Source organism: Rhodococcus sp. AZ1 (assembly GCF_054979605.1).
Window position 1 is genome coordinate 42,788 of sequence record NZ_JBUEQF010000002.1, and the last position, 24,784, is coordinate 67,571.

At 68.7% G+C, this 24,784-nt stretch carries 25 protein-coding genes; 14 read left to right on the forward strand and 11 right to left on the reverse strand.

Annotated features, from left to right (window positions below; genetic code table 11):
- Nucleotides 1-11 precede the first annotated feature (11 nt).
- From ispD to ACY48E_RS02730, 7 genes are all read left to right on the forward strand, one after another.
- Nucleotides 12-683: a 2-C-methyl-D-erythritol 4-phosphate cytidylyltransferase gene (gene ispD, locus ACY48E_RS02700; RefSeq protein WP_462870554.1), complete on the forward strand. Its 672-nt coding sequence runs from the start codon at nt 12-14 to the stop codon at nt 681-683.
- The gene (gene ispF, locus ACY48E_RS02705) at nt 680-1,147 is read left to right on the forward strand and encodes a 2-C-methyl-D-erythritol 2,4-cyclodiphosphate synthase (RefSeq protein WP_462870555.1); all 468 of its coding nucleotides are present in this window, start codon (nt 680-682) and stop codon (nt 1,145-1,147) included. Before ispD ends, ispF begins: the two co-directional genes overlap by 4 nt.
- A 16-nt stretch (nt 1,148-1,163) precedes the next feature.
- A complete protein-coding gene (locus ACY48E_RS02710) occupies nt 1,164-1,739 on the forward strand; it encodes a dihydrofolate reductase family protein (protein ID WP_462870556.1) in 576 nt (191 codons plus the stop codon).
- Nucleotides 1,740-1,750: 11 nt separating this feature from the next.
- Nucleotides 1,751-3,154 (forward strand): cysteine--tRNA ligase, encoded by a 1,404-nt coding sequence (gene cysS / locus ACY48E_RS02715; RefSeq protein WP_462870557.1) that lies wholly within the window; start codon nt 1,751-1,753, stop codon nt 3,152-3,154.
- On the forward strand, nt 3,155-4,120 hold the full coding sequence (gene rlmB, locus ACY48E_RS02720) for a 23S rRNA (guanosine(2251)-2'-O)-methyltransferase RlmB (RefSeq protein WP_462870558.1): 966 nt from the start codon (nt 3,155-3,157) through the stop codon (nt 4,118-4,120).
- Nucleotides 4,121-4,152: 32 nt separating this feature from the next.
- The gene (locus ACY48E_RS02725; protein WP_462870559.1) at nt 4,153-4,782 is read left to right on the forward strand and encodes an SOUL family heme-binding protein; all 630 of its coding nucleotides are present in this window, start codon (nt 4,153-4,155) and stop codon (nt 4,780-4,782) included.
- A 72-nt stretch (nt 4,783-4,854) separates the two neighbouring features.
- On the forward strand, nt 4,855-6,126 hold the full coding sequence (locus tag ACY48E_RS02730) for a 13E12 repeat family protein (RefSeq protein WP_462870560.1): 1,272 nt from the start codon (nt 4,855-4,857) through the stop codon (nt 6,124-6,126).
- A gap of 4 nt (nt 6,127-6,130) precedes the next feature.
- On the opposite strand, the gene ACY48E_RS02735 is transcribed toward ACY48E_RS02730, so the two are convergent.
- From ACY48E_RS02735 to ACY48E_RS02760, 6 genes are all read right to left on the reverse strand, one after another.
- A complete protein-coding gene (locus tag ACY48E_RS02735) occupies nt 6,131-8,077 on the reverse strand; it encodes an autotransporter outer membrane beta-barrel domain-containing protein (protein WP_462870561.1) in 1,947 nt (648 codons plus the stop codon).
- 367 nt (nt 8,078-8,444) lie between these two features.
- A complete protein-coding gene (locus tag ACY48E_RS02740; RefSeq protein WP_462870562.1) occupies nt 8,445-9,035 on the reverse strand; it encodes a 5-oxoprolinase subunit B family protein in 591 nt (196 codons plus the stop codon).
- Nucleotides 9,032-9,790 (reverse strand): LamB/YcsF family protein, encoded by a 759-nt coding sequence (locus tag ACY48E_RS02745; RefSeq protein ID WP_462870563.1) that lies wholly within the window; start codon nt 9,788-9,790, stop codon nt 9,032-9,034. The genes ACY48E_RS02740 and ACY48E_RS02745 overlap by 4 nt, the downstream gene beginning before the upstream one ends.
- A 10-nt stretch (nt 9,791-9,800) precedes the next feature.
- A complete protein-coding gene (locus tag ACY48E_RS02750; RefSeq protein WP_462870564.1) occupies nt 9,801-10,661 on the reverse strand; it encodes a metal ABC transporter permease in 861 nt (286 codons plus the stop codon).
- A gap of 2 nt (nt 10,662-10,663) precedes the next feature.
- A complete protein-coding gene (locus ACY48E_RS02755; protein ID WP_462870889.1) occupies nt 10,664-11,533 on the reverse strand; it encodes a metal ABC transporter ATP-binding protein in 870 nt (289 codons plus the stop codon).
- Nucleotides 11,485-12,405, reverse strand: a complete 921-nt coding sequence (locus ACY48E_RS02760) for a metal ABC transporter solute-binding protein, Zn/Mn family (RefSeq protein WP_462870565.1) — start codon at nt 12,403-12,405, stop codon at nt 11,485-11,487. Before ACY48E_RS02760 ends, ACY48E_RS02755 begins: the two co-directional genes overlap by 49 nt.
- 138 nt (nt 12,406-12,543) lie before the next feature.
- On the opposite strand from ACY48E_RS02760, the gene ACY48E_RS02765 reads away from it, so the two are divergent.
- Nucleotides 12,544-13,641, forward strand: coding sequence for a LacI family DNA-binding transcriptional regulator (locus ACY48E_RS02765; protein ID WP_462870566.1), 1,098 nt, complete (start codon nt 12,544-12,546; stop codon nt 13,639-13,641).
- Between the two features lie 5 nt (nt 13,642-13,646).
- Here ACY48E_RS02765 and otsB read toward each other — a convergent pair whose 3' ends face one another.
- From otsB to ACY48E_RS02785, 4 genes are all read right to left on the reverse strand, one after another.
- Nucleotides 13,647-16,196, reverse strand: coding sequence for a trehalose-phosphatase (gene otsB / locus ACY48E_RS02770; protein ID WP_462870567.1), 2,550 nt, complete (start codon nt 16,194-16,196; stop codon nt 13,647-13,649).
- Between the two features lie 63 nt (nt 16,197-16,259).
- Nucleotides 16,260-17,012 carry a pirin family protein gene (locus ACY48E_RS02775; protein WP_462870568.1) on the reverse strand — a complete coding sequence of 251 codons (753 nt, stop codon included), beginning with the start codon at nt 17,010-17,012 and terminating at the stop codon, nt 16,260-16,262.
- 2 nt (nt 17,013-17,014) lie between these two features.
- On the reverse strand, nt 17,015-17,497 hold the full coding sequence (locus tag ACY48E_RS02780) for a VOC family protein (RefSeq protein WP_462870569.1): 483 nt from the start codon (nt 17,495-17,497) through the stop codon (nt 17,015-17,017).
- A gap of 73 nt (nt 17,498-17,570) precedes the next feature.
- On the reverse strand, nt 17,571-18,320 hold the full coding sequence (locus ACY48E_RS02785) for a FadR/GntR family transcriptional regulator (protein ID WP_462870570.1): 750 nt from the start codon (nt 18,318-18,320) through the stop codon (nt 17,571-17,573).
- Nucleotides 18,321-18,472: 152 nt separating this feature from the next.
- Here ACY48E_RS02785 and ACY48E_RS02790 point away from each other — a divergent pair, with 152 nt between their 5' ends.
- The 4 genes from ACY48E_RS02790 to ACY48E_RS02805 are packed head-to-tail and all read left to right on the forward strand — an operon-like array spanning nt 18,473 to nt 19,948.
- Nucleotides 18,473-18,766, forward strand: coding sequence for a WhiB family transcriptional regulator (locus ACY48E_RS02790; protein WP_462870571.1), 294 nt, complete (start codon nt 18,473-18,475; stop codon nt 18,764-18,766).
- Nucleotides 18,767-18,806: 40 nt separating this feature from the next.
- On the forward strand, nt 18,807-19,292 hold the full coding sequence (locus ACY48E_RS02795) for a gluconokinase (protein ID WP_462870572.1): 486 nt from the start codon (nt 18,807-18,809) through the stop codon (nt 19,290-19,292).
- A gap of 9 nt (nt 19,293-19,301) precedes the next feature.
- Nucleotides 19,302-19,667, forward strand: a complete 366-nt coding sequence (locus tag ACY48E_RS02800; protein ID WP_462870573.1) for a hypothetical protein — start codon at nt 19,302-19,304, stop codon at nt 19,665-19,667.
- Nucleotides 19,668-19,672: 5 nt separating this feature from the next.
- A complete protein-coding gene (locus tag ACY48E_RS02805; RefSeq protein ID WP_462870574.1) occupies nt 19,673-19,948 on the forward strand; it encodes a DUF2277 domain-containing protein in 276 nt (91 codons plus the stop codon).
- Here ACY48E_RS02805 and ACY48E_RS02810 read toward each other — a convergent pair.
- The gene (locus ACY48E_RS02810) at nt 19,924-21,090 is read right to left on the reverse strand and encodes a globin domain-containing protein (protein WP_462870575.1); all 1,167 of its coding nucleotides are present in this window, start codon (nt 21,088-21,090) and stop codon (nt 19,924-19,926) included. The genes ACY48E_RS02805 and ACY48E_RS02810 overlap by 25 nt on opposite strands.
- Before the next feature lie 255 nt (nt 21,091-21,345).
- Here ACY48E_RS02810 and clpB point away from each other — a divergent pair, with 255 nt between their 5' ends.
- Nucleotides 21,346-23,895, forward strand: coding sequence for an ATP-dependent chaperone ClpB (clpB, locus tag ACY48E_RS02815; protein WP_462870576.1), 2,550 nt, complete (start codon nt 21,346-21,348; stop codon nt 23,893-23,895).
- Between the two features lie 106 nt (nt 23,896-24,001).
- The gene (locus ACY48E_RS02820) at nt 24,002-24,766 is read left to right on the forward strand and encodes a DUF5666 domain-containing protein (protein ID WP_462870577.1); all 765 of its coding nucleotides are present in this window, start codon (nt 24,002-24,004) and stop codon (nt 24,764-24,766) included.
- Nucleotides 24,767-24,784: the final 18 nt, after the last annotated feature.

Consider the following 24,784-nt stretch of genomic DNA (forward strand, 5'->3'; position numbering starts at 1 on the left):
GTACACCGAAGATGAGCGTTGTCGCGCTCGTTCCCGCAGCCGGTCGTGGTCTACGCCTCGGTGAGAACACCCCCAAGGCGTTCGTCGAAGTCGGCGGTCGCAGTTTGCTGGCGTTGTCGCTGGACGGTCTCGCCCAGTCCGGGGATGTCGATCACGTCATCGTCATCGTCCCCGAGGAGTTGGTCGACTCCACGGCCGACGCCCTGCCCGACCACGTCACCGTGGTCGCCGGGGGCACCGAACGAACCGATTCGGTACGTGCCGGCCTGGCGTACGCCGGTGGAGCCGACATCGTCCTCGTGCACGATGCCGCGCGTGCATTCACCCCGGCCGCTCTGGTGTCGAGGGTGGTGGCCGAAGTGCGCTCGGGCCGCTCTGCCGTCGTGCCCGTCGTTCCAGTGACCGACACGATCAAGCGGATCGACGCCACCGGGATCGTGGTCGACACCCCGGACCGCGCCACACTGAGGGCCGTGCAGACCCCGCAGGGTTTCGACGCGGACCTGCTCAGGCGCGCTTACGACGCCGCGCCCGACCGCGCCACCGACGACGCCGGTCTGGTGGAGCGTCTCGGCGTCGCGGTGCACACCATCTCCGGCGATCCGCTCGCCTTCAAGATCACCACCCCCAACGATCTGCTGCTCGCCCGCGCGCTCACCGAGGCCAGGCGAGTCGGCTCATGAGGGTCGGGATAGGCACGGACGTTCACCCGATAGAGCCGGGTCGCCCCTGCATGCTCCTCGGTCTGCTCTTCGAGGGGGCCGATGGCTGCGCGGGTCACTCCGACGGTGACGTCGGCGCACACGCGGTGTGCGACGCTGTGCTCTCGGCTGCCGGACTCGGGGATCTGGGCAGCGTGTTCGGAACCGGTCGGCCCGAGTGGGATGGGGTCTCCGGCCTGCGAATGGTCGAACACGTGCGCGCACTCGTCGCCGACGCCGGCCTGCGCGTGGGCAACGTGGCAGTCCAGGTGATCGGCAATCGCCCACGGATCGGCCCGCGGCGTCTCGAGGCCCAGCAGGTGCTCTCCGACGCCCTCGGCGCTCCGGTGTCGGTATCGGCGACCACCACGGACGGGCTCGGCCTGACCGGGCGCGGTGAAGGAATTGCCGCCGTCGCAACGGCTCTGGTGCTGGGGCAACAGTGACGCCAGGACCGAGCGCATGACGAGGGTGAGCTTCTACACCGCGACCAGCCTCGACGGCTTCATCGCCGACGACGCCGACGACCTCGACTGGCTGTTCGTGCAGGACATCGATCAGCGCGGGCCGATGAACTACGGCGACTTCATGGACGGCATCGGAGCAGCGGTGATGGGTGCCACCACATTCCGGTGGCTGATCGCGCACCAGGAGCGCACCGGTGAACCGTGGCCGTACACGATTCCCACCTGGGTGTTCACCCACCGGCCCCTCCCCGGTGTCGACGGTGCGGACGTGCGATTCATAAGCGGGGACGTCGCGCACGCGCGGGCGCCGATAGCCGCCTCCGCCGGTACACGCGACGTGTGGCTGGTCGGCGGGGGAGATCTGGCTGCCCAGTTCGCCGCGGCAGGCCAGTTGGACCGGATCATCGTCTCCATTGCGCCGGTGACGTTGGGATCCGGACGGCCACTGTTCACCCGGGCCTACGATCTCGAACTCGTGGACTTCGGTCGCAACCGCGCGTTCCTCTGCGCCGAATTCGCCGTGATCGGGCCACGACCGTCGTCGGTCGGGACGCACGCGTCCTCCCGGTAGCATCGTCGCCTGTGACCCTGCGCTTCCACGACACCGAGACGAGGTCGGTGCGTGACTTCGTCCCGCTCGTCCCCGGACACGCCTCGGTGTACCTGTGTGGGGCAACCGTGCAGGGTGAACCGCACATCGGCCACATTCGCAGCGGAGTTGCCTTCGATGTGCTCCGGCGCTGGCTGGCCGCCAGTGGATACGACGTGGCCTTCGTTCGCAATGTCACCGATATCGACGACAAGATCCTCACCAAGGCCGCTGCCGCCGGGCGACCGTGGTGGGAGTGGGCGGCCACGCACGAGCGCATCTTCGCCGACGCCTACCGCACCCTCGGCATCCTGCCGCCGTCGATCGAGCCGCGCGCAACCGGCCACATCACACAGATCGTCGAATTGATCGACCGGCTCATCGGTTCCGGGCACGCCTACGCCGCGGCCGGGGACGTGTACTTCGACGTGCAGAGTTGGCCGCAGTACGGGGTGCTCTCCGGTCACCGCCTCGACGACGTGCACCAGGGCGAGAGCGCCCTGCCCGGAAAGCGCGACCAACGCGACTTCACCCTGTGGAAGGCGGCCAAGGAGGGTGAGCCTTCGTGGCCCACACCATGGGGACGCGGGCGCCCGGGGTGGCACGTGGAATGCTCGGCCATGGCCGGCGCCTACCTCGGTGCATCGTTCGATATCCACTGCGGTGGAATGGATCTGGTGTTCCCTCACCACGAGAACGAGATCGCGCAATCGCGTGCGGCAGGTGACGGATTCGCCCGGTACTGGCTGCACAACGGGTGGGTGACCATGGGCGGGGAGAAGATGTCGAAGTCCCTCGGCAATGTCGTCTCCATTCCCAACATGCTCAAACTCGTTCGGCCGCAAGAACTTCGGTACTACCTCGGCAGCGCCCACTACCGGTCGATGCTCGAGTACTCCGCCGAGGCGCTCGGTGACGCCGCCGCCGCCTATCAGAGCATCGAGGCGTTCCTGACGAAGGTGGCCGCCCGCGTCGGTGACGTGCCCATCGGGAACTGGACTGCGGGCTTCGCCGATGCGCTCGACGACGACCTCGCAGTTCCCAAGGCGCTCGCCGAGATTCACGGCGCGCGGCGCGAGGGGTACCGGGCACTCGCAGCCGACGACGTCGACGCGGCGCTGGCGGCGGCGTCGTCGATCCGGGCGATGATGGCTGTTCTCGGAGTGGATCCGCTCGACGCCCACTGGGCCACACCCACACCGGCGTCGACTGCAACGACAGCACTCGACGTGCTGGTCGAGGACATTCTCGCCCAGCGCGCAGCTGCCAAGTCCGCCAAGGACTGGCCCACCGCCGATCGCATCAGAGACCACCTCGCCGCCGCGGGGATCGAGGTCACCGACACCCCCAACGGACCCGAGTGGACCCTGGGGACACCCGGCGGAGCGGAGAAATAGATGGCAGGCAATTCCAGTCGGCGCGGCGCGGTCCGCAAAGCCGGCACCAAGAAGGGCCAGGTCGTCGGGTCGGGCGGCAAGCGCTCCAAGGGGCTCGCAGGGCGAGGCGCCACCCCGCCGGCCACCGAGCGCACCAAGCATCCAGCGGCGCGTCGGGCGCGGGCGGCGGCCAAAGCGGCGGCCGCGCCCAACCGTGGCCGAGGCGGTGCCGTCCGTAAGAGCGATGACGGACCCGAGAACGTTCTGGGGCGCAATCCGGTTCTCGAGTGTCTGCGCGCGGGTGTCCCGGCCACCGCGCTGTACGTCGCGCAGGGCACCGAGTCCGACGATCGCCTCGCCGAGAGCGTTCACCTGGCCGCCGACGCCGGCATCTCGATTCTCGAGGTCTCGCGCACCGACCTCGACCGGATGAGCGCCAACGGCATGCATCAGGGTGTGGCACTCCAGGTTCCGCCCTACCGGTACGCACACCCTGATGATCTGGTCGCCGGCGCGCGCACCCGGGCGGAGCAGCCACTGCTGGTGGCGCTCGACAACATCACCGACCCGCGCAACCTCGGTGCCGTGGTTCGCTCGACCGCGGCGTTCGGCGGACACGGGGTGGTGATTCCGCAGCGTCGCAGCGCGAGCGTCTCGGCAGTCGCCTGGCGAACCAGTGCCGGGGCAGCTGCGCGGCTACCGGTCGCCCGCGCCACCAATCTCACACGCACACTGAAGGATTGGCAGTCCAAGGGCTTGACCGTGATCGGTCTCGATGCCGACGGTGACACTCCGCTGGATACGTTCGACGGCACTGGTCCGGTGGTCGTCGTGGTCGGGTCCGAGGGCAAGGGACTCTCCCGCCTGGTGCGCGAGACGTGCGATCACATCGTGTCGATCCCGATGGCCGGACCCGTCGAGTCGCTCAATGCGTCGGTCGCCGCGGGCGTCGTGCTGGCCGAGATTGCCCGTCGTCGACGCGCCTGACCGGGCGCGATCCGATCCGTATGCTGGACGGAGTGTTGACGACTCTGAAGTCCGTTGCCAGTGGGATCGTCGAGTCAGCGCTCGGCGTGGTCGGGATTCGAACCGGCACCGAGGAGCCGCCCTACACGGCTCGCTCGCTCGGCGGTGGCGTTGAAATTCGCCGGTACGAGCCGCGTATCGCGGCCCAGACCGTGGTCGAAGGGGCGGAGGACGCGGCCCGCTCGGAGGGTTTCCGTCGCCTGGCCGGCTACATTTTCGGCGGCAACCGGAGTAGGGACTCCATTGCGATGACCGCCCCGGTGGCGCAGGGACGGTCCGGCGGGCAGAAGATTGCGATGACCGCGCCGGTCTCGCGCTCGGGCGGTGAGGACGGCTGGGTGATCCGGTTCTTCATGCCGTCGCGGTGGACCATGGACACCCTGCCCGAACCCACGGATGCTCGGGTGCAGCTGGTCGAGGTGCCCGCCGAATCCGTCGCGGTTCTGCGATTCAGTGGCGATCGGGGACCCGATGCGGTCGACGCCCGGGCTGCGGAGTTGCTCGAGGTGTTGGCCGCGCACGGTGTCGAGGTGACCGGTGAGCCGAGTTCCTGGTTCTACGACCCTCCGTGGACGGTGCCGTCGCGTCGTCGTAACGAGGTGGTCGTCCCTATCCGGGAGTGACGGCGGAGATTGTGTCGGGGGGTGTCGATAGTATTCGAACAGTAGTTCGATTTTGTCGATGGGGGGCACCAGATGGACGACGACGGGATGGACTACGGCGGGGTGGATCACGGCGGGGTGGAGGATCCGCTGGCGGCGGTGATGACACTGTTGGCCACACTGCCGCCCGCGGAGCAGGAATCCGAGGCGGTCGATGTTCTTCGGGCGCTCGAGGACATCAAGGCGGGAGCGGCAGCGGCTCAGGCGCGACAGACTCAGCAGTTCGAGAGGCTGAGGCTCGCGCGTGAGACGGCGATGGGGGTTCCCGAGAAGCGGCGTGGGCGTGGGTTGACCGCAGAGATTGCGCTGGCGCGTCGCGAATCGGCGACAGCCGGTCGCGGGCATCTGGACCTCGCGCGCGCACTCGAGGATATGCCGAACACCATGGCCGCACTGACGTCCGGCGAGCTGTCGGAGCGGCGCGCTGTCGTCATGATGCGCACCACCGCGCATCTCGGTGCCGCGCAGAGAGCCGAGGTCGATCGGCTTGTGTGCGGTGATCGCACGCGTTTGCAGGGAATGGGACACAACACCCTCGAGGCCGAGGCCCGGCGCCGTTCCTACGAGGTCGACCCGCAGGCCATGGCCGAGCGCATCGCATCTGCGCCGAAGCAGCGGCGCGTCACCTCGACCGCGGCGGCGGACGGGATGGTTCGCATCACGGCGGTGGTGCCGCTGGTTGCCGGGATGTCGGTGGTGTCGACACTGGCTGAGAGTGCCGACTCGCTGGTCACACGAGGTGATGGTCGAACGCACGATCAGGCGATGGCCGACCTACTGGTCGAGCGTGTGCTCGGTGCACCCGTCGCAGGTGTTCCCGCCGCGGTCACGCTGGTGGTCTCGGAATCGAGCCTCATCGGTGGCGACGACGCCGCCGGTGAAGTGATCGGCTTCGGACCCGTGCCGGCGGACACGGCGCGAGCGATCTCGGCGCAGTGGGGTACGACCCTCCGGCGAGTGTTCACCCACCCCGAGTCGGGGGCGTTGGTGGCCATGGAGTCGCGATCGAGAATCTTCCCCGAGGGCTTACGGCAATTCGTGATGGCACGCGATCGGACATGTCGGGTCCCCTACTGCGACGCCCCGATCGAGGAGATCGACCATGCGCGCGGGGTGGTCGAGGGGGGACTCACGAGCGAGGCGAACGCGATGGGGATGTGCTGCCTGCACAACCGTGCGAAGCAGAACGCGGGCTGGCAGGTGCGCGTGGTCGAGACCGACGGCGACCACACTGCCGACATCACCACCCCCACCGGGCACGTGCATCGCACCGCCGCACCCCGACCGCCGGGCGCCGTCGCGTGAGAGTTCAGTCGTCGTCGGTCTTGGCGGTCACGGCTTTCGGGGTGTCCTCGGCCGGGTTCTGAGCGTCGGGCTTCGGCTTGGTGTCGCTGCTCGACGATGTCTCGGCAGGAGCCGTCGGGGCGGGGGCGACGACCGTGGTGACCGGTTCGGATTCCGGAGCCGAGGGGGCCGGCGATGGCTTGGCTGCCGTCGGTGCCTTCGCAGACTCCGGCGTGGGAGCGGCCGGCGTCTGCGGCTTCGGTGGTGACTTCGGCGCGTTCTGCTCCGCGGGAGTCGCTGCCCGGGTATCCGAGGCGGCGGTTGTCGCGGGGGGTGCCGGCTTGGGTGCCGACGCCGGCTTGCGCGCGGGTGCCGGAGTCGCCGCCGGTGCCGCCGGGGTGGATGCGGCTGTCGCCGGGGTGGACGCCACCCGAACGGATTGTGCTGTCGGTGCCGGCTTCGCGGCCGCGGTCGGCACAGGACCGGTTTCGACGGCCTCCTGCAGAGTCGGGGTCGACGTGCTCTCGATAGTGGCCGTGCCGGCGGCGAGACCGGCCAGGCTGGCAGGAGCGGCCGCGGTGAGCGCGGAGGTCTTCGTCTTGTTCTCGACCCGGCCGTCGGCGTAGGTGTACACCGCGGTGTCGCCGTCGCTCACGCACGAGCCGGATGCCGTCGAGACCGAAGTTCGGCCGCCTTCGCAGCCGAAGTCGAGCCCGTTGGTCCCCTCGATCACGTACGCGTAGCCGCCGGCCGTCGCATAGACGGTGACGTTGCCGACCACGGTCACGGTGTTGACGACGGCGCGGCTGCCTTTGCCGTCGGAGATGGCGGTCACCTTCGTGCCGTTGCCGTTGACGGTCTGTACCGATGTGGCGCCACCGCCCGTCGCGACTGCGGTGACGATGGGAATGGTCGCGATCGGCGTGGCGGGGGTCTGCGCGCGGGTGGAGATGTTCCGGACCACCGAGCCGTCGCCGCGGGCGACCGATGTGCTGGTCACCGGGCCTTCGGCGAGCACCTCGGCACGAGCCCCGCGGCCGTTGACGTCCACTCCGGTAGCCGCGCCGAAGCGGCTCGAGATCGAGGCGGTGGCGCCCTGCCCGTTGGTCGAGACGTACGACGTTGCGTTGCCCGACGCGGCGACGGTTGCCTGCCCGCCGCCGGTGGCCGTCGCGCCCACTCGTGATCCGTTCTCGGCGACCACGTTCAGGTCGGATCCGCCCGAGGACGCGGCGGACACCACCGAGCCGTCGGCGCGGACATAGAGCTTCGAGCCACCCGTCGCGGTGCCGGTCACCGCCGACCCCCGGCTGGCGAGGGCGTCCAGGTGCGACTTGTCCTCGGCGCGGACGTCGATCGCCGAGTTCTCGTCACCGCTGACGAAGACGGTGGACCCACCGGCGGAGAGGATCTGGGCGAAGGCGCCGTTGCTCACGCTTCCCGAGACGCTCGAGCCCCCGACGACTGCGACCCGCGCGACACCGCTGAAGGACGGGGCGAAGGTGGAGGTGGAACCCTCCGTGGCCACGATGGTCAGTGACGACTTCTCGAACAGGGTGCCCGAAACCGAGGACCCGCCGAGCACAACGGCATTCACGGCCGAGCCACCGTTGGCAGTGATCCCGAGAGCGGAGCCGTTGTCCACCGTCGCGCGGATCGTGGATCCCGCGTCGGCCCTCGCCCCCGCCACCGAGCCGGTGTTCAGGACTAGGGCGATGCGCGACGCGTTGGTCGCGGTGGCGCCGAGACGAGGTGCACCGAAGGTGTCCGCCCACGGGTAGGGGGAGGGTGCCGACCCGTCCGAAGAAACCGAGGCGAACGAGGTGGAGTCCGTCGAGCACCACAGGCCGGTCTGAAGGCACGACAGCGCGGCTTCCGCAGCGAGGGCGGGCGCTGGAATTGCGCCGAAGTAGAGGAGGGGGGCGGCCGCGCAGACGATCAGGGTGCGGCTGAGACTGGCGGACCGGCGCATGTCGAACCTCGCGAATAGGTGAACTTCGAGTTGGTGGATAGCACGATAACCTAATCATAGTTTTCTTTGAGGCGACAATCCGAACCACCATTGTGGTCTCGAGGTGTCGAGTTGCAACTCGTGGTTCGATTCTGGTGCCCTGAACGCTCGACCTCGGCTAGCGTCGTACGACGTTGTGTCCACCAGGCGTATCGGGCATCACGCCGCCGCGTGGCAACCTGTCGGATTCGCTCATCAGGTTCGCCAAACCCCGATCCCGACCATTGTTGGTCGGGATCGCACCGCGCCGCCCGCGTCCGATTTCGGGCGCCTGCGTAATTCGAGCGCCGACTGCATTGGGATAAACCCCACGGTTTCAAGGCAGGCTTCAGGGGCCCACAGCGTGGAAACGCACCTGTGTCCCCGGCGTCAACAGTGCCGGTGGATCTCGCTCGAGATCCCACAGCGAGGCGTCGGTCCGCCCGATCAACTGCCAGCCACCCGGACTCGCCGAGGGGTAGACGCCGGTGAACTCACCGGCCAGCGCGACGGACCCGGCGGGCACGCTCACCCGCGGAACGCGCAGACGTGGGACGGTTCGACCGCCGCCGACGAGGTAGGCGAATCCGGGGGCGAAGCCGATGAAGGCGCTGGTCCACAGCGTTGTGGTGTGGTAGCCGACGATGTCGACCCCCGACTCGTCGCTGAGGTGGTCGAGGTCGGGGCCGTCGTAGACCACCTCGATGTCCACCGTCCGATTCGACACACCCACCGCGCGCGGGCCGGTGTCGGTCAACCACCGCCGCACCTCGGCGCAATCGGCGTCGTCGATCAGCATGACCAGGATCGTGCGGGCGGCCGGTACGAGGTCGGCGATGCCGGGATGCCCGCGGGACCATCCCGCGTACTGCTCGACGACGGCTGTGGTGTCGTCGAGGTCGACCAGCAGGGCGTGCTCGCCGACGTCCCTGATCCTCACTGGACGAACGACCGCACCTCGACCGAGGCGGCGGCCAGTTCCGCGCGCACGGCCCTCGCCAGCGCCACGGCAGCGGGGGTGTCGCCGTGCAGACACACCGAGTCCGCCCGCACGGCGATGGTGGTGCCGTCGACCGCGTCGATCACGCCGTCGACGACCATCCGCCGAACTCGGCGCGCCACCGTGGGCGCGTGGTCGAGCACGGCGCCGGGTCGGCGGCGGTCGAGGAGGGACCCGTCGGCGTTGTAGGCGCGGTCGGCGAAGGCCTCGACCACGACCGGCAGACCGGCCTCCTCGGCCACGTGCAGGAACTGCGAGCCGGGCAGACCCAGGACGGGAAGCGTGCGGTCGAAGGTCACCACGGCGTCGACCACGGCCTGTGCCTGCCGAGTATTCGTCACGATCGTGTTGTACAGCGCCCCATGGGGTTTGATGTATCGCACCGATGATCCCGCCGCCCGTGCAAGGGCGTCGAGAGCGCCGATCTGATAGACCACGTCGGCAGTGAGATCGTCCGGCTCGATGTCGATGAACCGGCGGCCGAAGCCGGCGAGATCGCGGTATCCCACCTGCGCACCGATGGTCACCGACGACCGCACCGCCGCGCGGCAGGTGCGCAGCAGGCCGCTGGGGTCGCCGGCGTGGAATCCGCAGGCGATGTTCGCGCTGCTGATCAAGGGCATCATCGCCTCGTCGTCGCCGAGGCTCCAGGCGCCGAAGCCTTCACCGAGGTCGCTGTTGAGATCGATGCGCACGGCCCGAAGTCTAGGTCGCCGCTCGACGGTCCCGGCGTCCGATGAATCTGCAGGCCAGGTAGATCACGAACGAGATCGTGGTGACGAAGGTCGAGACCGGCACGCCGGGCGCGAGCGAGAGCAGGATGCCTCCGACGGCCGCCACCTCGGCGAACACCACGGCCAGGACGGTGGCGGTCACGGGGTTCGCGGTGACGCGGGCGGCCGCGGCGGCCGGGGTGATCAGCAACGAGAGCACCAGCAGCGCCCCGACGATCTGCACGCCCAGCGCGCACGCGACACCGACGAGGATCGCGAACACCACCGCGAGCGGTTGCATGGGCACCCCGCGTGCCTGTGCGCCCTCGGGGTCGGTGGAGGCGAACAGCAGGGGACGGTAGGTGAACGCCAGCACCACCATCACGATCGCCGCCACGACGAGCAGCAGCGTGATCCCGGTCGATCCCACGCCGACGATCTGACCCACCAGCAGGGAGAAGCTGGTTCCGGTGCGGCCGGGGTAGGCCCAGAGGAAGAGCACCGACAGGCCGAGCCCGAAGCTCATGATCACCCCGATCACCGAATCGCGTTCGCGGGCGCGGCGCCCGAGGAGCGCGAACAGCATGGCGGCGACGACGGAGCCGGCGATCGCGCCGGCACCGACGGACAGGCCTGCGAGCAGGGCCGCGGAGGCGCCGGTGAGGGACAGTTCGCTCGAGCCGTGCACGGCGAAGGACCATTGGCGCGAGACGATGAGCGGCCCGAGGATGCCGGCCAGCACCCCGAGCACGGCAGCCGCGATGAGCGCCTGCTGCACGAAGTCGTAGCGCAACAGGTTCGCTGTGGTGCCGAAGTCGAATGCCTTGCTCAGCGCGTCGAGAACCTTGTCCATGGCTACCGCGGGTCCTCGGCGTGGTGCACGGTGCCGCCTGCGGTGCCGAGCGCATCCATGGCGTCACCGGTGCCCACGACCACCAGACGCCCGCGGACGCGGAGCACGTCGACGTCGGTGTCGTAGAGCTCGGAGAGCACCGCCGAGGTCATCACCTCGTCGGGGGTTCCGATGCGGAACTGGCCGTCGACCAGATACACGACGCGGTCGACGAACGGCAGGATCGGGTTGATCTCGTGGGTCACGAAGATCACCGATGTCTGCGCCTCGCGCCGCCGACGGTCGATGAGAGTCGAGACCACCTGCTGGTTGGCCAGGTCGAGGCTGAGCAGTGGTTCGTCGCACAGCAGCACGGCCGGGTCGCCGACCAGCGCCTGCGCCACCCTCAGGCGTTGCTGCTCGCCGCCGGAGAGGACGCCCAGTGGTGCTCGGCAGAACTTCTGCGCACCCACCGAGGCCACTGCGGCGTCGACGGCGGCGCGGCGGGTGCGGCGGCTTCGCCACCCGACGCCCCAGCGATGTCCGTCGAGGCCGAGGCCCACGAAGTCGACGCCGCGCAGCGGGACGCCCTCGTCGATGGCCTTCTGCTGGGGTACGTAGCCCACCGACGACTGGCCGCCACCGACGGGCTTTCCGTCGATGGTGGCGGTACCCGAGCTCAGGGCCTGCTGGCCCAGCAGCACCTTGAGCAGGGTGGTCTTGCCGGAGCCGTTGGGTCCGAGCACGGCTACGAACTCACCGGGCGAGACCGTCAGGTCCAGGCCCGACCACAGGGTGCGGTCACCGAAACTCAGTGACGCACCCCGCAGTTCGACGGTGCCGCTCACTTCGCGAGCGCTGCCTCGAGATCGCGGGCGGCCTTGGTCTGCCAGCTCACGTAGTCCGTGCCGGCGGGCAGAGTTTCGGTGACCTCGACCACGGGGATGCCCGACTGGTCGGCGATGGTGCGGATGTTCTGGGTCACCGAGTCCTGGGTCTGGGTGTTGTACACCAGCGCCTCGACCTTCTTCCCGGTCAGCAGGTCGCGGGTGGCGGCGACGGCCGCGGGTGAGGGGTCGTCGCCCTCCTCGATGGCCTTCTCGAAGTCGCCGGGGGTCTGATCGCTCGATCCGGCCGCCTCGAGCAGGTAGTGGGCGATGGGTTCGGTCTGGGCCACCGGGGCTGCGGGGTACTTGCGAGCTATCTCGGCGGTGACGTCGGTGATCGCGGCGACCTTGGTCTCGAACGCCGCGGCGTTGGCGGTGTAGGTGGCGGCGTTGGCGGAGTCGAGTTCACCGAGCTTGGCGGCGACGTCCTTGGCTACGGCGACGGCGACGGCGGGGGAGTACCACACGTGTTCGTTGGGCTTCTCACCGTCGGTGGTGGCGGCGTCGGGACCGGTGAGCTTGGAGTAGGCGTCGACGGCGGGCTTGTTCGTCCCGGTGCCGAGGACGTCGGTGAAGAAGGTGTCGTATCCGCCGCCGTTGTAGACCACCAGGGATGCGCCGGAGATGGTGGCGGCGTCGGATGCACTGGTCTCGTACGAGTGCGGGTCGGCGGAGGGGTCGTTGATGATGGCGGTGACCTTGGCCTTGTCACCGGCGACGGCGGAGGCCACGCTGCCCCACACGTTCGTGGAGGCCACGATGGTGACGCCGCCGGCGGGGGATCCGGACGTGGAGTCGGAACTGCAGGCGCCGAGCCCGAGGGTGAGTGCGCAGACGGTCGCTGCAGCAGCCCAGCGTGGGAGGGTCGAACGTGACATGTCGGGGAACTCCTGGTTCGGTGCTCGGGCGTGTGACAACTGAAACGATAGTGGTAACCGTTTCCAGAATCCTAGTTCTACACCACGACATGACCAGGCCTGCTGCCGAGGCCCGCACGAACGCACTACCGTCGTGACATGGGCAGGCAGCGCGAACCACAACGCAACGCGACGCTGGCCTCGCTGGCAGCGGAGCTCAACGTGTCCCGAACCACGGTGTCCAACGCCTACAACCGCCCCGACCAGCTCTCGCCCGAACTTCGCGAACGCGTCCTCGCAGCCGCCCGCGCCCGCGGGTACCCGGGCCCGGATCCGGTGGCGCGATCGCTGCGCACACGCCATGCGGGGGCGGTGGGTCTGGTTCTGACCGAGGCGCTGAGCTACTCCTTCCGCGACCCCGCGGCGGTGGGTTTTCTCACCGGTCTCAGCGAGTCGTGCGAGGCGGCGGGGAGGGGGCTGCTGCTGGTGCCGGCCGGATCGGACTCGTCTGCGGCCGAAGCGGCCGCAGTGGTGCAGCAGTCGGGTGTCGACGCCTTCGTGGTGTACTCGGTCGCCGATGACGACCCGCACCTGACGGCCGTGCGAGCGCGCAACCTCCCCACCGTCATCTGCGATCAGCCCCGTGACAGCGAGGGGGCGTCGCTGGTCGGGGTCGACGATCGGGCCGCGATGCGCGTACTGGCAGACCATGTCCTCGACCACGGACACACGCGCATTGCGATGATCTGCATGAGGTTGCGACGCGACCGCAACGACGGGGAAGTGGACGCCGACCGTCTCGCGGCGCTGCAGTTCCACGTTCAGCGTGATCGCATCGACGGCGTCCGCGACGCGCTGGCCGCGCGCGGGTTGAGCACGCAGTTCCCGATCATCGAGCGCTTCGACCACAGCATCGTCGCCGGGCGGACCGCCGCCGCCATGGCCCTGGCCGCGCACCCGTCGCTCTCGGCCCTGATCTGCACCTCCGATGTCCTCGCCCTCGGCGCCCTCGAGCACGTGCGCTCGGTTGGTCTCTCGGTGCCGGGTGACATCACCGTGACCGGCTTCGACGGGGTGCCCGAGGCACTGCGACTAGGGGTGACCACCGTTCGCCAGCCCGTCGTGGACAAGGGCCGACTGGCCGGCCGGATCGTGCTTCGGACACAGACCGCGGACGGTGCCCTGGCTCAGGATCGGCGCGCGACCATGCTGCCCACCCACCTCGTGCGCGGTGCGACCGTCGGGCGGGCCGGGTAGCAGGTTCAGCTGTTCGCGGACAGCAGGTGCGCACAGCGCAGGAGCCCGAGATGGCTGTACGCCTGGGGGTGGTTGCCCAGGGACCGTTCGGCCACCGGGTCGAACTCCTCGCTGAGCAGCCCCGTGGGTCCCGCTGCAGCAACGAGGTGTTCGAACAGCGCCTCTGCCTGATCTCGTTGCCCGATCAGCAGATACGCCTCGATCAGCCATGCGGTGCACAGATGGAACCCGCCCTCGCTGCCGGGCAGACCGTCGTCGGAGTGGTAACGGTAGACCGTTGCGCCCCGGCGTAGCTCCGCCTCGGTGGCCACCACCGTGGCGGCGAAGCGCGGGTCGGCGGGGTCGAGGAGTCCGGACAGTCCGATGTGCAGGGTCGCGGCGTCGAGATCGGTGCCGTCGTAGGCGGAGGTGAACGACTGCACCTCCTCGTTCCAACCCCGCTCGATCACCTCGGCGCTGATGCTCTGGCGCAACTGCTCCCACTGGGGGGCAGGCTCGCGGCCGAAGGTGGCTGCCAGTGTCGACGCGCGGTCGACGGTGAGCCAGCACATCACCTTCGAATACACGTGGTGGCGCGGGTTGTTGCGGATCTCCCAGATGCCGTGGTCGGGTTCGAACCAGCGACGCTCGACGGCGTCGACCATCGCGGTGACCAGTTCCCAGTCCCGGTCCGGCAGCGCATCGGCGATGCCGCGGGCCTGCCGCGCCGTGGCCAGATGGCTCACCAGGTCCACCACGGGCCCGAACACGTCGAGTTGCACCTGCTGATTGGCGGCGTTGCCCACCCGCACCGGCCGCGATCCGGCGTATCCGGGCAGGGAGTCGATCACCGCTTCCGGCGGCAGGTTCTGACCCCAGATCGTGTAGAGCGGGTGCAGACGTTCCGGGGAGGAGACCGTCTCGAGCACACCGTGCACCCACGTGAGGTAGTTCTCCGCCTCGCTCAGCGAGCCGACGCTCACCAGCGCCGATGCCGTCAGCGCCGCGTCGCGCAGCCAGCAGTAGCGGTAGTCCCAGTTGCGGACGCCGCCGATCTCCTCCGGCAGCGACGTGGTGGCCGCGGCGAGGATCGACCCGGAGTCCGCGTGCACCAGCCCACGCAGGGTCAGCGCCGATCGCTTCATCAGGTCCGGCTTACGGGTGGGCACCGTCAGAGACTGAACCCAGGTCCGCCAGTACGACTCGGCCGCCTCGCGACGTTCGGGCTCGGGTACCGGGTGCGGGGTGAGATCGGAACTGCCGCAACGTAGCTCGAGAACGACGGGCCCGGTCGACGGGTCCACGACGGCGGTGGCCGTGGCGCGGCCGGACTCGGTGGTGATCTCCCACTGCACCCCCGGTGCACGCAGGACGATGGGGTCGTTGGTGCCGAGCACCCGCAGACCGTCGTCGTCGGCCTGCAGGTCCACCCACGCCTGGCCGAACTCCGGGCGCGGGGCGAACGTGATCACTGCGCGCGCGGAGCCGGTGATCACGCGGGTGAAGTCCGTACGGCCCGCGGGCACGTCGTGGGGCAGGTAGTCGTCGACCTGCAGCTTGCTCCAGCGGGTAGTCACCGTCATGGTCGAATCGACGTACTTCTGACTCAGCGGCAGCGACGCCCGCTCCGGCGCGACGGTGAAGTGGCCGGCCTCGTTTCCGCCGAGCAGGTGTGCGAACAGGGCGGCGGAGTCGGGTTCGGGGTGACAGAGCCAGGTCAGCGACGCGTCGGGTGTCAGCAGGGCGATGGTGCGCGGGTTGGCCAGCATCGTCAGCCGCTCGATGGGGGGCGCATCGGCGCCGGAGAGCCAGGTGCGCCGTTCCTCGTAGAGGAACGCCAGCGCCGCCGCGACGTCCTCGGTGCTCGAGACGCGGTGGGTGGCGAGGGATTCGCCGTCGCCGACCTTGACCGAGACGTCAGGCCCCTGCAGCCGACGGAAGGCCTTCTCGTCGGTGACGTCGTCGCCGAAGAAGATCGCCGCGTGTGCGCCCGCCTGGTGGCGCAGGGTGTCCAGCGCCAATCCCTTGTCGGTGACGATCACCGACAGCTCGATCACGGCCTTGCCCTCGGTGATCTGCACGCCCTCCCATGATCCGGCGCCCACACGCACCTCGTCCAGGGCCCTGGTTCCCGCCTCGGCGGCGGCGCCTCGCACATGGAGTGTGGCGCTGGCGGGCTTGACCTCCACGCTCACCCCTTCGTGGCGCGCTGCGACGGCCTCGAGCTCCGCGATCACCCGCTCACGCAGGGCCTTCTCGGCGTCGGTGAGGATTCCGACGAACCCGGCGTCGAACTCGGAGCCATGACTGCCCACGAGTTGGACCTCGACGGGCAGGCGCGAGAGTATCGCCAGGTCGCGCAGGGCGCGCCCGGAGATCACGGCGGCGTGGGTTCCGTCGAGCCCGGCCAGCGCACGCATCGCACGAACCGAGTCCGGGTGCGGATACGCCTTCTGCGGATCGTCGACGATCGGCGCCATCGTTCCGTCGTAGTCCGACGCGACGAGCAACCGAGGTACCCGGGCGATCTCGACGAGGGCCCGGCGCAGCTCGGGGGAAAGGTCCATCACACTCACCGCGCCAAACTTAGGCCATGGCGCACGGTGGCGTGAGTTCGGACGGTCGCGGGGACCTCACTCTCAGGTGCCGAGCCGAGCGTGCATCTCCCAGACGATCACCTCGGCCTCGGTGGCGGTCGAGAGCGCCTGTCCGCCGCCGCCCGAGATACGCACGGCGTCACCGGTTCGCAGGGTCCCGACGCCGTCGAGGGCGGCCTCCCCGTGTGCGACGTAGACGTGCAGGTACGGCGCGTCGGGCAGTGGCACGGGTGTGGACTCGGCGCGCAGCCTTGCCACGTGCATCGCGGCGTAGCGGTTGCGGATGCGAATTGCGGAATGGTCCTTGTACCGGTCCATTCCGGTGGCAACGGTGACGAGCGATCCCGAGTAGAGCTCGTCGTCGATCTCGAGTTGCTCGTAGCCGGGCGTGATGCCCGCCTCGTCGGGGACGACCCACATCTGGATGAAGTGGACCGGCTCCTGTGGGCGAGTGCGGTCGAGGGTCCAGGCGTCGTTCTTCTCCGAGTGCAGGATGCCGGTCCCGGCGCTCATCCGCTGGGCGAGGCCGGGGTAGATCACCCCGTTGTGTCCGATGGAGTCCTGATGCACCAGGGACCCGCGCAGCACCCAGGTGACGATCTCCATGTCGCGATGCGGGTGGGTGTCGAACCCGGTGCCCGCGGTGACGATGTCGTCGTTGTTGACCATCAACAGACCGTGGTGGGTGTTCTCCGGGTCGAAGTGGTGTCCGAAGGAGAAGCTGTGGTGGCTGTCGAGCCAGCCGATGTCGGTGGCGAAACGGTCCGCGGCGCGGCGGACGTCGAGTGTGATCATGCTCAGAGCACCTTCGTTCCGTACATCTCGCCGAGTGGATCGGCGATGAGTTCCAGGCGCGCCCCGTCGGGGTCGCGGAAGTACAGCGACACCTCGCTGTGGACGAACATCTCGACGCCGGCTGCATCCAGTTTGCTCCGCAACCGCTCCCACCGGGAGGGGTCGACGCTGATGGCGACGTGGTGCAGTCCGCCCAGCACTTCGCGGTAGGGGCCCACGTCCAGGCCGGGGAAGTCGAAGAAGGCGAGCAGGTTGCCGTTGCCGACGTCGAAGAAGAAGTGCGACGACCCCTCGTAGTCTCGGTTCTCGATCAGCTCGGTGAGAGGGAACTCGAGCAGCTCCTGGTAGAAGCGGATGGTGCGCTCCACGTCGCCGCTGATCAGCGCAGTGTGGTGGATCCCCCGGCCCGACGACGGTGCCCGTGTGGCCGGGTCTGCGGGGATGTACTTCTCGCGCAGTGCCGCGCGTTGCTGCTCGGTGCTCATGGCCGGTGGCGCTCCCTCGTGTCGTCCGCTGTCCGCAGCGCGGGCCAGGTAGTTGATTTTGCAACTACCAACGTTACCGCCGCCGAGAATCTTCCGGGTCTGCACGTGGAGTGCCGCGGCGCTCGGTGAGCGCCCGCGAGGATTCTTCGACGATGGCCCGCATGGCCTGTTCGGCGCCGTCGGGATCGCGGGACTGCACGGCCGAGGCGACCAGTGAATGCTGACGAATGGCCTCGGGGTCGGCGGTGTGCGGCATGAGCTTGTAGCGGTTGCGGCCTTCGAGTGCCTCGGTGACCAGGGCGGACATACTCGCGAGCATCATGTTCCCGGACGCGTCCAGCAGGGTTCGGTGGAAGGTGGTGTCGTGTTCGAGGTAGGCGGCTGCGTCGGCGGAACGTGCGGTGGCGGCCATCCCCATGACGGCTGCGATCAGCTGTCCGCACTGGTCGCCGGTCGCGCGCAACGCGGCCAGTCGTGCCGCGAGCGGCTCGATCCCGGAGCGGATCTCGGTGAGCGCATCGAGTTGGTCGAGGCGGTCCGGACCGCTCAGGCGCCATCGGATGACGTCCGGATCGATCGCGTGCCACATCGTCGACGGCATCACCGTGATCCCGACACGGCGACGCACCCGCAGCATGCCGATCGATTCGAGTACCCGCACCACCTCGCGCACCACCGTGCGCGAGACTCCGTAGCGCCCGCTGATGTCCTCGGCGGCGAGCACGGTTCCCGAGGCGAGGATTCCGGCGGCGATGTCGGTGCCGAGCGCGTCGAGCACGGACCGGTGCAACTGCCGCGCTGGAGGTGTCTCGGCGCTCGACATGAGACGACTATGGCACGCCCCGCCCGCTCTTTCGCGTCGGCGAGGGTTCTGCTCGGCGCGAATTAAATACTACGATTCACTTCTGGTTGGTCGAATCGTCATGTAATTTTGGAACCCTGACAGACGAGAGCACCAGCTACGAGGAGCACCGAATGTCCAAGCCCGTCCTACTACCCGAACCGGTGTCCGCCACCTGGGAATGGCAGCTCGAGGGTCTGTGCCGCGGCATGGATTCCGGTGTGTTCTTCCACCCCGAAGGTGAACGGGGCAACAAGCGGCTCGATCGCGAGCGCCGGGCCAAGATGGTGTGCGCACGGTGCCCGGTGATGCGCACCTGCCGCGACTACGCGGTCGCCGCGGGCGAGCCGTACGGCGTGTGGGGTGGGCTCTCCGCTCACGAGCGTCTCGGCGCCGCCGCCATGGTCGGCGCACGGGCCACCGGATAGACCGGTCACCGGTCGGCCGGACGACGCCGGGTCGGCCACGATGATCGTCGTCGTCATGGGGGTCTCGGGTTCGGGCAAGACCACGGTCGCGGCCGCGCTCGCGGGCCGCCTGGACTGGGACCTCCAAGACGCCGACGACCTGCACCCGGCGTCGAACCTGGAGAAGATGAGTCGTGGCATCGCCCTGACCGACGAGGACCGCCTGCCGTGGTTGGGCCGCGTCGCCGACTGGATCGACGCCCGTCGGGCCCGCGGCCGCAATGCCGTCGTGGCCTGTTCGGCTCTCAAGCGGTCCTACCGCGACGTCCTGCGTCGCGAGGACGTGCACTTCGTTCTGCTGGACGGCCCGCGCGAACTCATCGAATCTCGGCTGCTCGCCCGGATGGACCACTTCATGCCGGCGTCGCTCCTCGATTCGCAGCTCGCGGCCCTCGAACCGCCGGGTGACGACGAGCTCGCCACGGTCGTTCCCATCGGGCGATCCTCATTGACCATTGCTCGCGAACTTGCTCGCTACTTCGGCTAAGGTCCCGCCATGGCGTACCAGTACGGAGCACATGTCCCCGCGCCGCGGCGAGAGAACTCGGGCGATATGTGGGGCACGCTGCTCTCGACCATCGCGTCGATGAGTGTCGCGTCGATCCTGCCGTTGCCCAGCCTCTTCGTGCTGATGTTCTTCGACTCGTGTCCACCCCCGGACTGCCACGCGGCACCGGCGGTGTCGTTCGCGCTGGTCGGCCCGGTCGCCACGTTCGTCGTGGCGCTGGTCGGGTCGATCATCGCGTACCGACGGCGCAGGGCCGGCGGTCAGGGGTGGCCGGTGGCGGTGTTCACCCTGGTGGTCACCATCGCCGCTGCCGTGTTGACAGTGGCGGGATTCGGCCTGTCGGTGGGATGGTGATCGACATGTGTCGCAACATCACCGAACTCCGAGGCCTCGAGCCCGCCGCGACCGACGACGAGATCGCCGCCGCTGCCCTGCAGTACGTGCGCAAGGTCGGCGGATTGCGCACGATCACCGACAGGAACCGGGAGTTGGTCGATCGCGCGGTGGCCGAGATCGCTGCCACCACCCATGAACTGCTGGCTCAGTTGCCTCCCCGCCGTCAGCCGCCCACCACGGTTCCGCCGCTGCGGCGCCCCGGCGTTCGGGAGCGTCAGTCCCCGCAGGGATCGATCTGAATGTGCTCGACGGGTGTACCGACCCGTCGTAGGGCGTACATGGTTGCGCGAACCATCGACGGTGAGCCGCAGATCTGGACCTGGCGGTCCGCCCACGACCCGTACGCGGTGACCACCTTGCCCACCCGACCCTGCTGCAGATGGTGCAGCGACCGCGGAATCTCGACGGGCGCCCCGGTGCGCCACCACGGCTCCTCGGTGGATTCGACGACGGGAACCACCGTCAGCCACGGGTTGATCGCGGCGATCTGACCGAGGGTCTCGAGGTCGTAGAGGTCGCTGGGGTACTGACCACTGACGAACAGGTGTACGCGCGGATTCGAGGCGCGCATCGCCATCTCCATCAACTGCGCGCGCAGTGGTGCCAGACCGGTGCCGCCGGCGATCATCAGCACATCCTCGCGCCCGGGCGAGCGGTCGACGGCGAACCCGCCGAGCGGCGGTCCGATCAGCCAACGATCGCCCGGCCTGGTCTCCGACACCAGCGCCGGGCTGACCCAGCCGCCGGAGACCCGTCGTACATGGAACTCGATGCCGCCGTAGTCGTTGGTCGGATTGGCGGGGGAGAGGTAGCGCCACAGCCGGGGTCGCTGCGGGATCTGCACACTCAGGTACTGCCCTGCGGCGTAGGGGATGGGCTGGTCGGTCTCCACGCGAATGATGGCGACGTCGTCGACCGGCCGGTGGTGTTCGATGACGGTGGCCGACCAGGAGGGCGGCAGGGCTTCACTGTCGGCGCCCGCGGCCATGGAGTTCGAGACCACGGCGAAGGTGGTGCGCCAGGCGTTCTCGACGTCGTCGGTCCACCTCTCACCCAGCTCGTCCCGAAATGCGGCCACGAGCGCGGTCTCGGTGGCGAGGAAGGCGCTGCCGGTGAGCCCGTGTTTGCGGTGATCGCGTCCGAGTTGGTGCAGGAACGGCAGGAAGGTTCGCTCGTCGTCGAGGTTGTCGACGACATATGCGAGGGCGCGGATCAGTTGGTGGCGCTGCTGATCCATCGACGCGGGGAAGTAGGCGCGGAACTCCGGATGCTCGACGAACAGATGGCCGTAGAACGTCTGCGCGATCCGGTCCGCGCCGCCGCTGTCCGCGACGGCCTTCAGTCCGGCGCGTACCAGGGCGATCGCTTGTGGATCGAGCACTCTTGCAGTCCCGAGTGTGGTGGTGGGTGGAAAAACGGTGAAAATGCCTGTTTCGAGTCGCAGGCTCGATGTGGACTCGATCCGCGGCTCGTGCATTTCACACTAGTGCGTTCCCATCCCACGGACCATCGTGGAGCCGACCTCCGTGTCGACACTCAATAATCTTGAGTGGAATAGACTCAAGTGTTGTACGGTTGATCTCGGCAACGGTGCCGACCGGGCACCGGCCAACCACGTACCCGAGTGAGGTGACCGGTGGAATCGTTCTCTCCCACCACCAAGACCCAGGCCGCACTGACCAGTGCCCTGCAGGCCGCGTCGGCGGCCGGGAACCCGGACATTCGTCCGGCACATCTTCTCGTTGCGCTGCTCGATCAGACCGACGGCATCGCCACGCCCCTGCTCGAAGCCGTCGGAGTCGCGCCCGCGTCCGTCCGACGTGAGGCGGCCGCGCTGGTGGACCGTCTGCCGACCGTCTCGAACGCCTCGGCCCAACCTCAGCTGGGCCGCGAGGCGCTGGCAGCGATCACCGCCGCCCAGCAACTCGCCACCGAACTCGACGACGACTACGTCTCCACCGAGCACCTGCTCGTGGGACTTGCCAGCGGTGGTGTCTCGGATGTGGCCAAGTTGCTCACCGCGCACGGCGCGACCCCGCAGGCCCTGCGGGAGGCGTTCACGGCGGTGCGTGGCAGTGCGCGCGTCACCAGCCCCGACCCCGAGAGCACCTACCAGGCGCTCGAGAAGTACTCCACCGATCTCACCGAGGCTGCACGCAGCGGCAAGCTCGACCCCGTGATCGGCCGCGACACCGAGATCAGACGGGTGGTGCAGGTCCTGAGCCGCCGCACCAAGAACAACCCGGTTCTGATCGGCGAACCAGGTGTGGGCAAGACGGCGATCGTCGAGGGTCTCGCGCAGCGCATCGTCGCCGGCGACGTTCCCGAGAGCCTGCGCGGCAAGACCGTCATCTCCCTGGATCTGGGGTCGATGGTGGCCGGGGCGAAGTATCGCGGTGAGTTCGAGGAGCGGCTCAAGGCCGTCCTCGACGACATCAAGAACTCCGCCGGTCAGGTGATCACCTTCGTCGACGAGCTGCACACCATCGTCGGCGCCGGTGCCACCGGCGATTCCGCCATGGACGCCGGCAACATGATCAAGCCGATGCTTGCCCGCGGTGAGCTGCGACTGGTCGGCGCCACGACGCTCGACGAATATCGCAAGTACATCGAGAAGGACGCCGCACTCGAACGCCGGTTCCAGCAGGTGCTCGTCGGTGAGCCCTCCATCGAGGACACCGTCGGCATCCTGCGCGGGCTCAAGGAACGGTACGAGGTACATCACGGGGTGCGCATCACCGACTCCGCGCTGGTTGCGGCCGCCACTCTCTCCGATCGCTACATCACCTCGCGCTTCCTGCCGGACAAGGCCATCGACCTCGTCGACGAGGCCGCCTCGCGACTGCGGATGGAGATCGATTCGCGTCCGGTGGAGATCGACGAGGTCGAGCGTGCGGTACGTCGCCTCGAGATCGAGGAGATGGCCCTGGCCAAGGAGACCGACGACGCCTCCAAGGCGCGCCTCGAGAAGCTGCGCAGTGAGCTCGCCGATCTATCGGAGAAGCTTGCGCAGCTGACCACCCGCTGGCAGAACGAGAAGAATGCCATCGACTCGGTGCGCGAGATCAAGGAGCGGCTCGAGCAGCTGCGTGGTGAATCCGAGCGCGCCGAGCGCGACGGCGATCTCGGGCGCGCGGCCGAACTGCGTTACGGCACCATCCCCGCTCTCGAGAAGGATCTGGCCGAGGCCACCGCCGAGTCCGAGCCCACCGGCGAGGTGATGCTCAAGGAGGAGGTGGGCCCCGACGACGTGGCCGACGTGGTGTCGGCCTGGACCGGGGTCCCCGCCGGCCGCATGCTCGAGGGTGAGACCGCCAAGTTGCTGCGGATGGAAGAGGAGCTCGGCAAGCGCGTCGTCGGGCAGCATGCTGCCGTCCAGGCGGTGTCCGATGCGGTGCGTCGGGCGCGGGCCGGTGTTGCCGACCCCAACCGGCCCACCGGATCGTTCCTGTTCCTGGGGCCCACGGGCGTCGGCAAGACCGAACTCGCCAAGTCGCTCGCGGCGTTCCTCTTCGACGACGAGCGGGCCATGGTTCGCATCGACATGAGCGAGTACAGCGAGAAGCACGCCGTCGCCCGGCTCGTCGGCGCCCCTCCCGGCTACGTCGGGTACGAGGCCGGCGGCCAGCTCACCGAGGCAGTGCGTCGGCGTCCGTACACCGTGGTGCTGTTCGACGAGGTGGAGAAGGCGCATCCCGATGTCTTCGACATCCTCCTCGCCGTCCTGGACGAGGGCAGGTTGACCGATGGGCAGGGCCGCACGGTCGATTTCCGCAACACACTGCTGATCCTGACCTCCAACCTCGGTGCCGGTGGTGACCGGGATCAGGTGATGGAGGCGGTACGGCGGGCGTTCAAGCCCGAGTTCATCAATCGCCTCGACGATGTGGTGATCTTCGATCCGCTCACCGAGGAGCAGCTCGAGTCGATCGTCGACATTGCCCTGGCGCAGCTGCAGGAGCGTCTGTCCGGCCGTCGCCTGACCCTCGAGGTGACCCCCGGTGCTCGGCTGTGGTTGGCGGTGCGCGGCTACGACCCGCAGTACGGCGCCCGACCCCTGCGCCGCCTCATCCAACAGGCGATCGGCGACAAACTGGCCAAGCTGCTCCTGGCCGGCACCGTGGTCGACGGCGACACCGTCACAGTCGGCGTCAGCGACGACGGCGGCTCCCTGCTCCTGACCTGACCGCCGTTTTTTTCCGTACCCAATGTGACAGTTGGTCACCATCGATGACCGAATGTCACATTGGGTACGGTCGGCGTCGGGTCGTGGGGCTCTAGAGTCTCCAGTTATGACGAACCCGAACGACCCGTATGGACAACAGCCCTATGGTCAGCAGCCGCCTTATGGCCAGCAGCCGCAGTACGGGCAGCAGCCGCAGTACGGGCAGCAGCCGTACGGTCAGCCGCCGCAATACGGTCAGCCTCAGTACGACCCGAACCAGTACGGCCAGCCGAGTCAGTACGGGCAGCAGCCCCAGTACGACCCGAATCAGTACGACCCGAATCAGTACGGCCAGCCGAATCAGTACGGCCAGCAGCCTCAGTACGGCGGCCCACCGCCGGGCGGGAAGGGCACCAATCGAGGGCTGGTCATCGGGTTGATCGTGGTGCTCCTGCTGGTGATCCTCGGGGTCGTGGGCTACTTCGCCACGCGCGACGACTCGTCGTCGCCGACGTCCGCGTCGTCCAGTGTCAGCTCATCGGCGAACGGGTCGACCCCACGGACTCCGCGTGCGTTCCCGTCGGCACCGGGGCGTTCGACACCCACCGAGACCCCGGACCGATCGTCGGATTCGGCGCCGCCGACGGGCCTGCCGAGCGCCTCCGATGCGTTCACCATCGGTGAGGTGACCGATGTCGGCGGCGACACGTTCAGTCTCACCGAGTCGTTCAGCAACGACAAGATCACCGTTCGCGTCACGTCGTCGACGGAGATCACCGACAGCAAGGGTTCGCGGGCGTCGCTCCCGACCGTGGGGACGACCGTGGTGGTCGAGGGCACGAAGGACGCCGACGGGACGATCGTCGCCAAGACCGTCATCGTCGGCGAGTGACGACGGGGGAGTGACGAC

What these genes read in the sequence shown, in the direction of transcription:
- ACY48E_RS02765 (WP_462870566.1), top strand. Translation starts at nt 12,544, where the DNA reads ATGGGCAGGCAGCGCGAACCACAACGCAACGCGACGCTGGCCTCGCTG.
- ACY48E_RS02775 (WP_462870568.1), bottom strand. Translation starts at nt 17,012, where the DNA reads ATGATCACACTCGACGTCCGCCGCGCCGCGGACCGTTTCGCCACCGAC.
- ACY48E_RS02735 (WP_462870561.1), bottom strand. Translation starts at nt 8,077, where the DNA reads ATGCGCCGGTCCGCCAGTCTCAGCCGCACCCTGATCGTCTGCGCGGCC.
- ACY48E_RS02795 (WP_462870572.1), top strand. Translation starts at nt 18,807, where the DNA reads ATGATCGTCGTCGTCATGGGGGTCTCGGGTTCGGGCAAGACCACGGTC.
- ACY48E_RS02785 (WP_462870570.1), bottom strand. Translation starts at nt 18,320, where the DNA reads ATGTCGAGCGCCGAGACACCTCCAGCGCGGCAGTTGCACCGGTCCGTG.
- ispD (WP_462870554.1), top strand. Translation starts at nt 12, where the DNA reads ATGAGCGTTGTCGCGCTCGTTCCCGCAGCCGGTCGTGGTCTACGCCTC.
- rlmB (WP_462870558.1), top strand. Translation starts at nt 3,155, where the DNA reads ATGGCAGGCAATTCCAGTCGGCGCGGCGCGGTCCGCAAAGCCGGCACC.
- ACY48E_RS02760 (WP_462870565.1), bottom strand. Translation starts at nt 12,405, where the DNA reads ATGTCACGTTCGACCCTCCCACGCTGGGCTGCTGCAGCGACCGTCTGC.
- ACY48E_RS02730 (WP_462870560.1), top strand. Translation starts at nt 4,855, where the DNA reads ATGGACGACGACGGGATGGACTACGGCGGGGTGGATCACGGCGGGGTG.
- ACY48E_RS02780 (WP_462870569.1), bottom strand. Translation starts at nt 17,497, where the DNA reads ATGAGCACCGAGCAGCAACGCGCGGCACTGCGCGAGAAGTACATCCCC.
- ACY48E_RS02750 (WP_462870564.1), bottom strand. Translation starts at nt 10,661, where the DNA reads ATGGACAAGGTTCTCGACGCGCTGAGCAAGGCATTCGACTTCGGCACC.
- ACY48E_RS02790 (WP_462870571.1), top strand. Translation starts at nt 18,473, where the DNA reads ATGTCCAAGCCCGTCCTACTACCCGAACCGGTGTCCGCCACCTGGGAA.
- ACY48E_RS02820 (WP_462870577.1), top strand. Translation starts at nt 24,002, where the DNA reads ATGACGAACCCGAACGACCCGTATGGACAACAGCCCTATGGTCAGCAG.
- ACY48E_RS02800 (WP_462870573.1), top strand. Translation starts at nt 19,302, where the DNA reads ATGGCGTACCAGTACGGAGCACATGTCCCCGCGCCGCGGCGAGAGAAC.
- ACY48E_RS02805 (WP_462870574.1), top strand. Translation starts at nt 19,673, where the DNA reads ATGTGTCGCAACATCACCGAACTCCGAGGCCTCGAGCCCGCCGCGACC.
- ispF (WP_462870555.1), top strand. Translation starts at nt 680, where the DNA reads ATGAGGGTCGGGATAGGCACGGACGTTCACCCGATAGAGCCGGGTCGC.
- ACY48E_RS02710 (WP_462870556.1), top strand. Translation starts at nt 1,164, where the DNA reads ATGACGAGGGTGAGCTTCTACACCGCGACCAGCCTCGACGGCTTCATC.